The sequence below is a fragment of the Variovorax monticola genome (assembly GCF_051216855.1).
In the GTDB taxonomy this organism is placed as follows: Bacteria; Pseudomonadota; Gammaproteobacteria; order Burkholderiales; family Burkholderiaceae_C; genus Variovorax.
The window spans coordinates 425,325-438,868 of sequence record NZ_JBPJZP010000008.1 but is presented as its reverse complement, the minus strand read 5'-3'; the positions used below and the strand labels follow the sequence as shown (position 1 = coordinate 438,868).

The window sequence follows — 13,544 nt, the reverse complement described above, 5'->3', positions numbered from 1 at the left end:
CGAGCGCTCAGCGCATCGCGTTGCGGTCGCTGATCATCTTCGGGCTGATGAAGATCAGCATCTCGGTCTTGTTGTTCACGCGGCTGCGCGTGCGAAACAGCGCGCCCACCACCGGCAGTTCGCCCAGCACCGGCACGCGCGACTCCGAGGTGGTGTCCGTCAGCTCGAACACCCCGCCGATGACCACCGTGCCGCCGTTCTCCACCAGCACCTCGGTCTGGATGTGCTTGGTGTTGATGGCGTAGCCCGCCGTGGTCGACTGCCCCACCGTGTCCTTGTTGACCTCCAGCGACAGGATGATGTTGCCCTCGGGCGTGATCTGCGGCGTCACTTCCAGCTTCAGGTTCGCCTTGCGGAACGAGATCGACGTGGCGCCGCTGGACGTGGCCACCTGGTAGGGCAGCTCGGTGCCCTGCTCGATCAGCGCCTTGGTCTGGTCGGCCGTGACCACGCGCGGGCTCGATACCACCTTGCCCTTGCCGTCGGCCTCCAGCGCGGAGATCTCGAGGTTGAGCATCTTCGTCAGGCTGGAGTTGAACAGCGACAGCGCGAAGGTGCCCACCGCATCGCCCGTGGTGCTGGTGGCCGGCAGGTTGACGAAGCTGGTGCTCGAGTAGGTGTTGCTGCTGGTGACGGTGGTGGTGCCGCCGGTGGTGCTGGAGCTGACCGAGGGCGTCACCCCGACCGACGAGTTGCTGTTGACGGAGCCGCCGCCCAGCTTGACGCCGATCGACTTGCTGAAGGTGTCGCTGGCCTCGACGAAGCGCGCCTCGATCAGCACCTGGCGCACCGGCACGTCGAGCTTCTGGATGAGCTCTGCCACCTGCGCGAGCCGCGAAGGAATGTCGGTCACGAACAGCTGGTTGGTGCGCGCCTCGACCAGCACGCTGCCGCGCGCGCTGAGCATGCGCGTGGCAGCGCCCGAACCGCTGCCGCCGCCCGCGCCGCCGCTCCCCGTGAGCCCCTGCCCCACCGCGGCGGCCTTCGCATAGTTGAGCTGGAAGGACTGCGTGCGCAGCTGCTCCAGCCCCTGCAGCGCGGCCTGCGCCTCGTACTTGGTCTTCTCCTTGGCGTTGAGCTCGTCCTCCGGCGCGATGCGCAGCACGCTGCCGCTCTTGCGCATGCCCAGGTTCTTCGCCTCCAGGATGATCTCCAGCGCCTGGTCCCAGGGCACGTCCTTCAGCCGCAGGGTGAGCGTGCCGCTGACCGAGTCGGAGGTGACGATGTTGAAGTTGGTGAAGTCGGCAATCACCTGCAGCAGCGAGCGGATCTCGATGTTCTGGAAGTTCAGCGACAGCTTCTCGCCGTTGTAGCCCGTGCCCTGCGTGAGCTTGTTCGGGCTGTCCTTGCGCGGGCGCACCTCCACCACGAACTGGCTGTTGCTCTGGTAGGCGCTGTGCTCCCATTCGCCGCGCGGCTCGATCACCATGCGCACGCGGTCGCCGGACTGCTGCAGCGCCACCGTCTGCACGGGCGTGCCGAAGTCGGCCACGTCGAGCCGGCGGTTCAGGCCCTCGGGCAAAGAGGACTTGGTGAACTCCACCACCAGCCCCTTGCCCTGCTGGCGGATGTCCACACCCACCTGGTCGTTGGGCAGCGTGACGATCACGCGGCCGGCGCCGTCGGCGCCCAGGCGAAAGTCGACGTCGCGCAGCGCCAGCATGTCGCGGCTGCGGTTCTCCGCGAACTCGAACGGCACGGAGGCCGCCAGCGCGATGCCCGCGGCCGGCTGAAGCGACACCAGCAGCGACTTGCCGCGCACTTCGGTCCTGTAGGCGGTGGCCTGTTTCAGGTTCAAGACGAGGCGCGTGCGCTCGCCCGCCTGCACCACGTTGACGGAACGCAGGTTGCCCTGGTTCAGGTCGATGGCCGCGCGGCCCAGGCTGCTGCCCATGCCGGGAAAGTCGAGCGCGATGCGCGCGGGCGACTGGACGGCGAAGCCGGCGGGCGCGGCGGCCAGCGGCTCGGAGAAATCGATGCGCAGCACCTCGGTGCCGGCCTGCACGGAACCGGTGACCGATTCGATGCGGTTCTGTGTCTGAACTTGCGATTGCACTTGCGCCTGCACCGCTGCGAGCGGTCCGGCGGCGGCAAGCAAAAGCACGCACGCGCGCAACCAGCGCGCGAACGCGAATGTCTGTTTTTTCATGGGACCTGCCTTGGAAACTGCGTCTTCACCTCCTCGCTGCCGGGGCTCCCTCGTGAGCGCAGCGCAAGCCCCCGCCGCCGCGCACCGCGCAACGCAGGGACCTGGCGGCAGCGCGGCCCCTCAGCCGCGCTGCCGCACCACGTCGTCAGAACGCGTGGCGAATGCCGAAGTCGTAGCCGGTCGAAGAACGCGGCACGCCCGAGAAGCCCACGCCCGCGCTGCCGTAGCCCGTGGTGCTCGCCGAGACCAGGCTGCCCGTGTAGTTGGCGTCGTTGCGGTTGCTCACGCGCGCCACCGTCGCGTACAGCGCCGTGCGCTTGGACAGGTTGTGCACGTAGCCGATGGCCAGCTTCTGCGCGCGCGGGTCTTCGCCCGTGATGCCGGCCGCGCCCTCGTTGTAGCGAACCACCGAGTACGACGCGCGGATCAGGCCCGCGCCCACCGGCACCGTGGCGCCGATCAGGTAGCCGTTGTAGCTGTCGTGCGTGTTGCTGAGCGCCGTGTCGAACTTGTTCTTCACGTTCGACAGCTCGCCGAACAGCTTCACCGGGCCGAAGTCGTACGACGCGCCCAGGTTCACCGTCTGCACCTTGCGCTCCAGCGTGGTGGTGTCCACCGCCACGCTCTGGCCCACGCCCAGCGCCACGTCCAGCGGGCCGTTGGCATAGCCGAAGCGCCCGCCCACGTAGCGCCCGGCGCTGCTGCTCGTGGCCGCCGTGGTCGACGTTGCGCTGGTGCTGGTGTTCTCGTTGAAGCTGTACTGCAGCTGGCCGTAGAAGCCGCCCAGGTTCGGCGGCAGGAAGTAGCCCACCGAGTTGCTCGCACGCACGTAGTTGGCGTTGTTGATGGTGGTGTTGCCGCTGACGGTGCTGATCACGTTGGTGCCCGAGCCGTTGGTGCCGAACGGGTCGAACACGGTGTCGTTCCAGAACGTGGGCGTGTAGTCGCGGCCCAGGCGCACTTCGCCGAAGCCACCCGACAGGCTCACGGTGGAGCGCCGCGCGAAGGTGCTGATGCCGGTGGCGCCGTCGTCGTTGGTGATGGGCGCTTCGAGCCAGAAGCTCGCAGCCAGGCCGCCGCCCAGGTCTTCGGTGCCGCGAAAGCCGATGCGGCTGGAGTTGTAGCCGGAGTTGCTCAGGCTGGTCTTGCTTTGCTTGACCGAGGCGCCCGTGAGCGGGTCGCGCGCGGTGGCCGACTGGTAGGTCACCGCGGCGTCGACGACACCGAACAGCGTGACGGACGATTGGGCAGAGGCCAGGCCACAGACGGCCAGGGCAGCGAATGCCGTGAGGGTTTTCTTCATTCAGGTTTCTCCAGTTTCAGGTCTGATGCGGCCGCTCGGTATCGACCGGCTGTACGCATGGTTTCGTTCAATTCCGGAGGAATTTGGTAGATGGGTTTTCTGCGGCGTGGAGTGTTGTGCGCGCGCGTCACGGCGTGGCGTGCGCGTGCACCGCACTCATTTCGCGGCCCTTCAAATTTCTCCCAATTCGCCTGAAAAGATCCACGCATGACGAAGCTGGAAACTCACAGGTGAAGCGCTCTGGAACCCTGATGGCCGCGGTGTGCGGTGCATTGGCGATTGCATGCGCCAGCACGAGCATCGCGATGGTTCACGCCACCTCGGTGCGGGCGGCGGGCATGTTCGCCGACCACGCCGTGCGCACGACAACGCAAGCCGCGGCGCAGCCCTGGTGGAGCGGCTTCGAAGACGCGGCGCTCGACCGGTTGATGGCCGCGTCGCACGGCGCCGCCGAATCGGGTGTGGCCGCGGCCTACATCGCGCTCAAGGTCAAGACGCTCGAACTCGTGTACCTGGAGAACACGCGCGCCGCCGTCGTGCGGCAGTCCGTGCTCCTGCGGGGCGCCGCATTGCCGCAGGACGACTTCGCGAAACAGCTCGCGGCGCGGCAGGCCGGCGCGGACACGACCATCGGCAAGCTGAAGACGCAACGCACGAGCTACATCGCCTACCTGGCGGCGCAGTGCCACATGTCTGAAGCCGCGCTGGCCGAACTGCTCGCCGACGCGCTGCAGGACAAGTCGCTGCCCCGCTTCGCGGCCGAGGTGCCGCGCAAGCTGCCGATGGCAGTGCTGGCCAACCGCAACGACATTCACCTGGCCGCCGCGCTCTACGAAGAAGACCCCGGTGCGATGCCCGCAGGAACGATCGACGCGGCCGACGAAGCGCAGGACATCGACGTGCCCGGCAAGCCGCTCTACGCCCGCGCGGTGATGCAGGCGCGCGACCAGGTCGCCGGTGCGTTGCAGCACCTGCAGATGCAGAGCGACATCGCGAACACCGCGTACGCGCGCGTCGCGCAGGCCAGGGCCGATTTCGACGCGTCGAAGGCGCGTCGCGACCGCGGCGAAATTTCCGAGGTGCAGCTCATGGAGGACTTCCAGGGCCTGCTGCTCGACCTGCATGTGCTGGCCGCCGCCAACGGCGAGCTGGCCATGGCGTGGGTGGTGTTCATGGGAAGCATCGGCAACGACACGTCGATCGATGCCATGACGCGCCCGCAGGCCACGCAAATGCCGTTTCTGCACAAAGTCTCCCGAAAGTTGCGCAATCCTTGAAGTTCGAAGGAGCCCTCCATGACCACTGCCTTGCATAAAGCCCCCGCCCGCACCGTGCTCACGCTGCCCGGCCACCCGCACGTCCACCCGAAGCCGAACGCCGCCGCGCCCGCGCGCCGCGTGCATTCGCTGGACGGCGAACAGGCCGACACCACCGCGACCACGCTGGGCATCCAGCAGCTTGCCGGTGCGTTCCAGCCCGCGTTCGGGCACATGCACGTGCTGCGGGACCTTGTCATTCCCATGTACGAAGGCAGCGCCGTGCCCACCGCGCGCTTCGACGTGGCGCTGGTGTGCGAGGCCGGCGTGTACCTGTTCGAGGTGAAGGGCTGGCGCAATGCGGTGGTGTACCGTAAGACCTCGGGCCAGGCGCTGCCGCGCTGGTTCCTGCGCCAGCACGATCATTCGCTGGCGCGCGAGGTGAAAGACCCCGCCTGGCAGTGCGGTCGCAAGACCACGCACCTGCGCAGCCTGCTGCCGCCCGACTTGCGCGTGCAGTACTTCGTGCTGCTCCCGTTCGAGGGCGTCGAGCTTCAGGGCGTGATGCCGACCGTGGTGATCACGCCGCAAGACCTGCCCTACATCGCGCGCGTGGCGCGCAACAACGGCCGCGCCGAGCAGGGCTACGCGCTGCTGGACGACGCCGCCATCGACCGCACGCAGCAGCTGTTGTCCGGGCTGCAGGGCGAGCTGACGCTCGACGACCACATGCGCAACAGCCGCGAGAAAAGCGCGGCCGGCGCGCGCGTGCAGGTCCGCCCCGCGCATCCCGGCGTGCTGAAGCTGCAATGACCCGATGAGCCGGATCCTGTGGGTGGAGGAGGGGTACGAAGCCGCCTCGGTGCTGCATGAAGAACTGCACCAGGCCGGTCATGAAATCGAGCACATCGAGGACGGTGCGGTCGCGCTGCATCGCATGCTGACCGCGCCGCCCGCGCTCACCCTGCTCGACGTGGCGCTGCCGCACGTCAGCGGCCTGCAGATCCTGGAGAAGGTGCGCGCGCGCAGCGACCATCCGGTCATCATGCTGACGTCGCGCACCAGCGAGGCCGACCGGTTGCGCGGCTTCGAGCTGGGCGCGGACGACTACGTGTGCAAGCCCTTCTCCGCGAAGGAGGTGGCGGTGCGCATCCACGTGGTGCTGCGCCGCTATGCGCAGCGCCTGCGCGTGGCGCGACCGCAAGTGCCGATCACCTTCGGGGCGGTGCGCGGCTGCGCGATCCTGGACGGGCACTACCTGCCGCTGACGCGCCGCGAGTCGCTGCTGCTGCGCGCGCTGTCGCAGGAACCCGGGCGCGTGCTCACGCGCTCCAAGCTGCTGGAGGCGGCGTTTCCCGAAGCGCTCGACGTGAACGAGCGCGTGGTCGACACGCACATCAAGAACCTGCGCAAGAAGCTCGCCACGGTGTCGGCGGCGCACGACTGGATCCGCTCGGTCTACGGCGTGGGCTTTGCCTGGGACGCGCAGGCCCGGCAGGACGCCTGAGCGCGTGACGACACGATGCTGGCGCGGCTGGCCGCTGCCGTCGATGGCGCTTTCGCTGATGCTCTTGCTGAATGCGCGGGCGACCCTGGCACAGGAAGCCTGGGTGGAGGCCCCGCTCGTGCTGCGGCGCGTGCCGCAACTGCCCGAGGCCATCGCCCCAGCCGAGCGCGGCGCGCGGCCCAGCCTGGTCGACGGCGACCGGCTCTCGGGACGGCCCGACCTCGAGGTGGTGGTCGAGGGCGACGCGTCGCTTCGGCGCGGTGACACGCACATCACGGCCGACCGGCTCGAATACCAGCCGCCGGGCGACCTCGCCACGGCCACCGGCAACGTGCACCTGAACCAGGCCGGCAACGTGTACGAAGGGCCCGCGCTGCAGCTGAAGGTGGAGAACTTCGAGGGCTTCTTCGACCACGTGCGCTACACGCTGCTGGACACCGGCGCGCACGGCGAGGCCGAGCGCATCGACTTCGTCGATGCCAAGGTGTCGGTGGCGCGGCACGTCACCTACACCACCTGCCTGCGCGAGAACTACGCGGGCTGGGCGCCCGCGTGGATGCTGAGCGCCGTGACCATGACCACCGACAGCGACACCAACCTGGCCACCGCCACCGACGCGCAGATCCGCTTCCTGGGCATGACCACGCCGTCGATTCCCTCGGTGAGCTTTCCGCTGAACAACGCACGCCAGAGCGGCCTGCTGCCGCCGGTGATCGGCTTCGACACCACCAACGGCTTCGAGTACCTGCAGCCGTACTACTGGAACATCGCGCCGAACCGCGACGCCACGCTGTACCCGGAGGTCATGAGCAACCGCGGCGTGAACCTGGGCACCGAGTTCCGCTATCTCGAGAAGGGCTACAGCGGCCAGATTCGCGTGGACGAGATGCCCGGCGACCGCCTGCGCGATCGCAACCGCTGGGGCCTGTGGGCGCAGCACAGCCAGCAGATCGACCCCAAGCCCTTCGGGCTCGATTCGCTGACCACCGCGTTCAACATCAACCGCGTGAGCGACGACGACTACTGGCGCGACTTCTCGCACACGCCCACGCTGACCTCGCGCCAGCTCACGAACGAGGCCGACCTCAACTGGACCAAGGGCGACTGGAGCGGCCAGGCGCGCACCCTGTCCTACCAGACGCTGCAGTACGCGGCCTCGCCGATCACGCCGTCGTACAACCGCGTACCGCAGGTCACGGCCAACTACAACACCTACGACTGGCACGGCCTGGACGTGTCGGGCACGCTGGACTACACGCGCTTCGAGGTCGACCCGACCTACGCGCCCACGCTCAACGGCGTGAAGCAGCCGAACGGCGAGCGCGTGGTGGGCAACCTGCAGGTGAGCCGGCCGTGGGTCACGCCGGGCGGCTTCATCATTCCGAAGCTGCTGCTGCACACGGCCTCCTACCAGCTCGACTCGGCGCTGGCCAGCGGGGCGAGCGCCATCACCAGCGTGGTGCCGACCGTGAGCCTGGACAGCGGCCTGGTGTTCGAGCGCGACGCGAGCCTGTTCGGCCACGCCTGGCGCCAGACGCTGGAGCCGCGCGCCTTCTACGTGCGCACGCCCTACCGCGACCAGAGCCAGCTGCCGGTGTACGACACGGCCGCCAACGACGTGAGCTTTGCCACGCTCTACACGGAGAACGCGTTCTCGGGCAACGACCGCGTGTCGGACACCCACACGCTGACCACGGGCGTGACCACGCGGCTGATCGACCCCGTGACGGGCGCGGAGTCGGCGCGCTTCGGCATTGCGCAGCGCTTTCGCTTCGCCGACCAGAACGTGACGCTGCCGGGCGGCACGGCGGTGACGGACCGCGCGGGCGACTTCATCTTCGGCGGGCAGGTGCACTGGAACGCGAAGTGGAGCGTGGACGGCCTGGCGCAATACAACATGGACACGGGCAAGACGACGCGCGACGCGCTGACGCTGCGCTACATGCCCGCGCAGTACCACACGCTGACGGCCGCCTTCCGCTACCAGGCGGACAGCACGGCCACGGCGAACGACGGCACGAAGACGGTGGACTTCAACTGGCAGTGGCCGCTGAGCGAGCTCACGCGCGGGCTCGTCGGCGGCAAGTCGGCCGCCGAGCCGGGGCGCTGGTATGCGGTGGGGCGGCTGAGCTACAGCCTGCACGACCGCGCGCTGTCCGACAGCCTGGTCGGCGCGGAGTACAACGCCTGCTGCTGGGTGGGCCGCATCGTGCTGGAGCGGCTGGTGTCGGGGCGCGCGACGCCGGACACGCGGTTGATGTTCCAGCTCCAGTTCAACGGCTTCGGCAACATCGGCTCGAACCCGACGAGCACGCTGTTGCAGAACATCCAGGGCTACCAGCCGTTGAACCAGCCCACGCAGGCGCCGAGCCGGTTCACCAGCTACGACTGAGCCGCACGAGCGCGCGTCAGGGCAGCAGTTCGAACTTCAGCTCGGCCAGCGGCATGACTTTTTCTTCGCGCACCATCTTGTATTCGGTGTTCGGGCCCAGCCACTTGGCCCAGATGCGGTCGAGCTCGCCCGACTTCTCCAGCGCGTAGAGCGCGCCGTTCACCTTGGCCAGCAGCGCGGGCTCGTCCTTCTTCATGCCGATGCCGATGGGCTGCAGCACCATCGGGTCCTTGATCATCTTGAGCGCCACGCCGTCGGTCTTCGACTGGTTGACCAGCTTGGTGATGGTCATGGTGTTGGCCACCATGCCGACCGACTTGTTCTGCTGCACCGCCATGAAGGCCGAACCGGTGTCCTGGAAGGTCACGGGCTCGGAACCGTTCATCTTGATGGACATTTCCGAAGTCGAGCCCTTGGTCGAGCTCAGGCGCTTGCCCTTGAAGTCGGCCTTGGCCGTGCCGGGGTCGGAGGCCTTCACGGCCAGCATTTCCTTGGCCACGTAGTACGGGTCGCTGAACTGGATCTGCTCGCCGCGGCTCTTGGTGTAGGCCAGGTTGGCGATGGTCACGTCGACGCGGCCCAGCTTCACCTCGGGCACTCGCGCCTCCACCGACAGCGGCGTGACCTTGGCGGTGAGGCCGAGTTCCTTGGCGACGGCGTTGCACAGCTCGACGTCGTGGCCCACCATCTCGCGCGTCTTGGGGTCGGGGGCGGCGAAGGGCGGCACGTCGGCGAAGGTGCCGCACTTGAGCTCCTTGCGCTGGGCGATGTCGCTCCACTGGTCGGCATGCGCCAGCAGGGACGCCGCGCCGAGACAGGCGCCGAGGGTGACGAGGCGGAAGACGGACTTGTTCGACATGGGGAGCTCCTGGGAGATTGCGAAAAGATGAACGGCGAAAGACCGGTAGGGGACTCAGTGCGCGCGCAGGTCCGACAGGAAGCGCTGCGCGCGCGGATGCTGCGGACTGCCGAAGAAGGTGGCGGGGTCGGCCTTCTCCAGGATGCGGCCCGCGTCCATGAACCACACGCGGTCGGCGACCTCGCGGGCGAAGTTCATCTCGTGGGTGACGCACATCATGGTCATGCCGTCGTGGGCCAGCCCGCGCATCACCGACAGCACCTCGCCCACCATCTCGGGGTCGAGCGCGCTGGTGGGCTCGTCGAACAGCATGGCCGGCGGCTCCATGGCGAGCGCGCGGGCGATGGCCACGCGCTGCTGCTGGCCGCCCGACAGCTGCGCGGGGTAGGCACCGGCCTTGTTCGACAAGCCCACGCGTTCGAGCAGCTGGCCGGCCTTGGCCTTGGCGTCGGCGCGCTTCACGCCGAGCACGCGCATGGGCGACAGCATGATGTTCTCCAGCACCGACAGGTGCGGGAACAGGTTGAAGCTCTGGAACACGAAGCCGATGCGGCTGCGCAGCCGGTTCAGCGCCTTGCTGCTCATGGGCGCGTGGATGTCGTGGCCGTCGAACAGCAGCTGGCCCGACTTCACCTCTTCCAGCCGGTTCACGGTGCGGATCAGCGTGGACTTGCCCGAGCCCGAAGGCCCGCACACCACCACCACCTCGCCCTTCTTCACCTCGGCGTTGATGTCGGCCAGCGCCTGGTAGTCGCCGTACCACTTGTTGATGTCGGAGAACAGGATCATGGGGTCGTCCTTGGGCGTCATGGCAATGTCGCCACGGTGGGTGCGGAGGCGGCCGTTGCGGCGCCGCCATCGACAGTCTTCGCCGGCGCGGCGCCGAGCCGCTTGTGCGCGATGCGCCGCTCCAGCCACAGCGCCAGCTGCGTGAGGCTGAAGCACACGACGTAGTACGTCAGCGCCAGGATGAAGAACACCTGGAACGGCTTGGTCAGCAGCTGGTTGTTGATCTGGTTGGCCGCGAAGGTGAGCTCCTGCACGTTGATCACGTAGCCCAGCGTGGTCTCCTTGATGGTGGAGATGAACTGGCTCAGCATGCTCGGCAGCATGTTGTAGAGCGCCTGCGGCAGGATGACGAACCACATGGTGCCCAGGTGGCTGTGGCCCAGCGCGCGCGCCGCCTCGCCCTGGCCCTTGGGCAGCGACAGGATGCCGGCGCGCACCACCTCCGACAGGTAGGCGCCCTCGTAGATCACCAGCGTGCACAGCATGGTGGTGAAGCCCGACACCTCGCGCCCGATGAGGATGGGCACCAGAAAGTACACCCACAGGATGACCATCAGCAGCGGCACCCCGCGCACCACGAACACCAGCACGGTGGCAGGCCAGCGCAGCAGCCGCCAGGGCGACAGGCGCGCGAGCGCCAGCAGCACCGACAGCGGAAAGGCCAGCACGATGCCCAGCACCGAGAGGATGAGCGTGGCGACGATGCCGCCGAGCGGGCCGCTCGGGTACTGGCCGACCAGCAGCAGCAGCCAGTTGTCGCGAAGAATTTCGTAGACGCTGTACATCGTGCGCTCCGCTTACCTGGCACCGACGATGCGGTAGCGCCGCGCCAGCCAGCCGCCCACGGCCATGATGAGCAGCGAGCACACCAGGTACAGCACGGTGGCCACGCTGTAGGCCTCGAAGGTGCGAAAGCTCTGGCTCTCGATTTCCTTCACCGCGTGCGTGAGTTCGGCCACGCCGATGGCCATGGCCAGGCTGCTGTTCTTGAAGAGCGACACGCTGTGGTTCACCAGCGCCGGCACCGCGTTGCGGATGGCCTGCGGCAGCATCACGTGGCGCATGGCGCCGATGTAGCCGTGCCCCAGCGCGCGCGCGGCCTCGGCCTGCCCCGAGGGAATGGCGCGCAGGCCCGAGCGCATGTCTTCGCTGAAGTAGGCGGCCTGGCACAGGCCGAGCGCGACGATCGACAGAATGGTCTCGGCGTTGTGCACCGACAGCCAGCCCTGCAGCGCGTCGGGCAGCAGGCTGAAGATGCCGAAGTACCAGAACATGAGCTGCACCAGCGTGGGCACGTTGCGGTGGTAGGACACATAGCCCGCCACCGCGCGCTCGGCGATGCGGTTGGTGGTGAGCCGCACCACCAGCAGCACCATGGCCATGGCCATGGCCAGCAGCCACGAGCCGGCCGCGATCTTCAGCGTCTGCAGCAGGCCGTGCAGCAGCATGGCGCCGAACTCGGGCTTCAGCAGGATCGCCAGCAGGTCGAAGTCCTTCATGCGCTGTTCCTTTGCTGGGCGTGCGTGGCTGTCATGGCACCGGGGTGTCAGGCCTGCGGCGTGGTCGACGGAGTTTCAGGCCGCGTGGTCGACAGCCCGCCCGGCACCTGCAGCGTGGGCGTGATTTCCATGTGGCCCACGTTCACCGCGATGGGCGCGGCAATGCAGAAGGCGATGGCGTCGGCGATGTCCTCGGCCTGCGGCAGTTCGAAGCCTTCGACGAAGCGCTTGTGCGTTTCTTCGGAGTCGCCGTGCACGTGCGCGAAGATGTCGGTGGCCACGCGGCCGGGGCAGATTTCGGTGACGCGTACGCGCTTGCCGAAGACGTCGATGCGCAGCTGGCGCGACAGCATGCTCACCGCCGCCTTGGTCGCGTGGTACGTGCTGTTGCCGCCGAAGTTGTAGGCCGCGGCAATGGAGCTGATGTTGACCACGTGGCCGCGGTCGCGCGCCACCATGCCGGGCACCACGAGCCGGCACAGGTGCAGCACGGCGCGAAGGTTCACGTCCACCAGCAGGTCGATGCCTTCGGCGTCGGCCTTGAGGATGGAGCCGGGGCGGTCGACGCCGGCGCTGTTGACGAGCACGTCGAACTCGACCTCTTGCGCCAGCCGCGTGACGGCGGCCAGGTCGCTCACGTCGATGGCGTGCGGAATGCAGCCGGTGCGCGCGGCCAGGTCGGCCAGCTTGTCGGCGCTGCGCGCGAGCGCGTGGACCTTCAGGCCTTCCTTGCTCAGGCGCTCGACGACGGCGGCGCCGATGCCCGAGGAGGCACCTGTCACCAGCGCGGTCTTGTAGTCGGAAAACGGCATCTTGGGTTCTTTCGTTAAGAGGCGGATGAGCGCCTGGAATTCACTGTATCGACGGCCCGTGCGCGGCGCCAAGACGGATTGACTGTGGAGCGATAAGCCGCCCTTATGTCGCCCGGCATATGTGCATATGACCCAAGGGTAAGCACCATGTTCGTGCCTGCCATGCGTGCTGTTGAGTACGCGGATCAGTTTGTCTGGCGGGAGATCGGCACGATGCGCCCCGCCTGCTCGACCACGCCACGCACGGCGCGCGCCAGCTCGACCGCGCCGGGGGTGTCGCCGTGCAGCAGGATCGAATGCACGCGCATCGGGATTTTCTTGCCGGTGTAGCTGGTGACGGTGCCGTCTTGCAGCAGCTGGCGCACGCGCGCCAGCACGGCGCCGCGGTCGTGGATGACGGCGTCGGGCAGCTTGCGCGGCACCAGCAGGCCGTCGTCGCCGCAGGCGCGGTCGGCCAGGAACACGGTGCGCACGCGCAGGCCGCAGCGTTCGGCCGCGCCTTCGATGGCGGCGCTGGCGGAGGTGCTGACGGTGAGCGAGGGGTCGAAGTCGGCCACGGCGCGCACCAGCGGCTCGGCCAGCGCGGCGTCGGCGGCGGCCATGTTGCCGAGCGCGCCGTGAAAGCTCATGTGCGTCATGCGGTGGCCGGCGGTGCGCGCCATGCCTTCCAGCGCGCTGAGCTGGTAGAGCACGCAGGCCACGAGCTCCCTGGTGTCGATCTGCATGGGGCGGCGCCCGAAGCCCATGAGGTCCGGAAAGCCCACGTGCGCTCCCACGTCGACGCCGCGCTGCCGGGCCATGCGCACGGTGCGGTCCATGATGACGGGGTCGCCGGCGTGGAAGCCGCAGGCGACGTTGGCGGAAGAAACGATGTCGAGCAGGGCTTCGTCCTCGCCCATGCGCCAGGGGCCGAAGCCTTCACCGAGGTCTGCGTTCAGGTCGATGTCCATGGGGAGTCCTTCTCTCTGTATCTCTTCA

General features: G+C 68.1%; 12 protein-coding genes. 4 read left to right on the top strand and 8 right to left on the bottom strand.

What is annotated here, in order from left to right:
* Window positions 1-7: 7 nt before the first annotated feature.
* The gene (locus ACSFA5_RS28810) at window positions 8-2,149 is read right to left on the bottom strand and encodes a type IV pilus secretin PilQ (protein ID WP_435447459.1); all 2,142 of its coding nucleotides are present in this window, start codon (window positions 2,147-2,149) and stop codon (window positions 8-10) included.
* A 145-nt stretch (window positions 2,150-2,294) separates the two neighbouring features.
* On the bottom strand, window positions 2,295-3,452 hold the full coding sequence (locus ACSFA5_RS28805) for a porin (protein WP_435447458.1): 1,158 nt from the start codon (window positions 3,450-3,452) through the stop codon (window positions 2,295-2,297).
* 230 nt (window positions 3,453-3,682) lie between these two features.
* Between ACSFA5_RS28805 and ACSFA5_RS28800 the strand changes: the two genes are divergently transcribed.
* Genes ACSFA5_RS28800 through ACSFA5_RS28785 form a run of 4 tightly spaced genes read left to right on the top strand, consistent with a single transcriptional unit; the run spans window position 3,683 to window position 8,607 of the window.
* On the top strand, window positions 3,683-4,729 hold the full coding sequence (locus ACSFA5_RS28800) for a hypothetical protein (RefSeq protein ID WP_435447457.1): 1,047 nt from the start codon (window positions 3,683-3,685) through the stop codon (window positions 4,727-4,729).
* Between the two features lie 18 nt (window positions 4,730-4,747).
* Window positions 4,748-5,521, top strand: coding sequence for a nuclease-related domain-containing protein (locus tag ACSFA5_RS28795; RefSeq protein WP_435447456.1), 774 nt, complete (start codon window positions 4,748-4,750; stop codon window positions 5,519-5,521).
* Between the two features lie 4 nt (window positions 5,522-5,525).
* Window positions 5,526-6,215, top strand: coding sequence for a response regulator (locus ACSFA5_RS28790; RefSeq protein WP_435447455.1), 690 nt, complete (start codon window positions 5,526-5,528; stop codon window positions 6,213-6,215).
* Window positions 6,216-6,258: 43 nt separating this feature from the next.
* On the top strand, window positions 6,259-8,607 hold the full coding sequence (locus tag ACSFA5_RS28785; RefSeq protein ID WP_435447586.1) for an LPS-assembly protein LptD: 2,349 nt from the start codon (window positions 6,259-6,261) through the stop codon (window positions 8,605-8,607).
* 16 nt (window positions 8,608-8,623) lie between these two features.
* Here the strand turns inward: ACSFA5_RS28785 and ACSFA5_RS28780 are convergent, their stop codons facing one another.
* The 6 genes from ACSFA5_RS28780 to ACSFA5_RS28755 form a co-directional block, all read right to left on the bottom strand.
* Window positions 8,624-9,466, bottom strand: coding sequence for an ABC transporter substrate-binding protein (locus tag ACSFA5_RS28780; RefSeq protein WP_435447454.1), 843 nt, complete (start codon window positions 9,464-9,466; stop codon window positions 8,624-8,626).
* Window positions 9,467-9,520: 54 nt separating this feature from the next.
* The gene (locus ACSFA5_RS28775) at window positions 9,521-10,255 is read right to left on the bottom strand and encodes an amino acid ABC transporter ATP-binding protein (RefSeq protein WP_435437154.1); all 735 of its coding nucleotides are present in this window, start codon (window positions 10,253-10,255) and stop codon (window positions 9,521-9,523) included.
* Window positions 10,256-10,272: 17 nt separating this feature from the next.
* A complete protein-coding gene (locus ACSFA5_RS28770; protein ID WP_435447453.1) occupies window positions 10,273-11,040 on the bottom strand; it encodes an amino acid ABC transporter permease in 768 nt (255 codons plus the stop codon).
* Window positions 11,041-11,052: 12 nt separating this feature from the next.
* Entirely contained in the window at window positions 11,053-11,754 is a 702-nt protein-coding gene (locus ACSFA5_RS28765) for an amino acid ABC transporter permease (RefSeq protein WP_435447452.1), read from the bottom strand.
* Window positions 11,755-11,801: 47 nt separating this feature from the next.
* A complete protein-coding gene (locus tag ACSFA5_RS28760; RefSeq protein WP_435447451.1) occupies window positions 11,802-12,566 on the bottom strand; it encodes an SDR family oxidoreductase in 765 nt (254 codons plus the stop codon).
* A 185-nt stretch (window positions 12,567-12,751) separates the two neighbouring features.
* The gene (locus ACSFA5_RS28755) at window positions 12,752-13,516 is read right to left on the bottom strand and encodes a LamB/YcsF family protein (protein WP_435447450.1); all 765 of its coding nucleotides are present in this window, start codon (window positions 13,514-13,516) and stop codon (window positions 12,752-12,754) included.
* Between the last annotated feature and the right edge of the window lie 28 nt (window positions 13,517-13,544).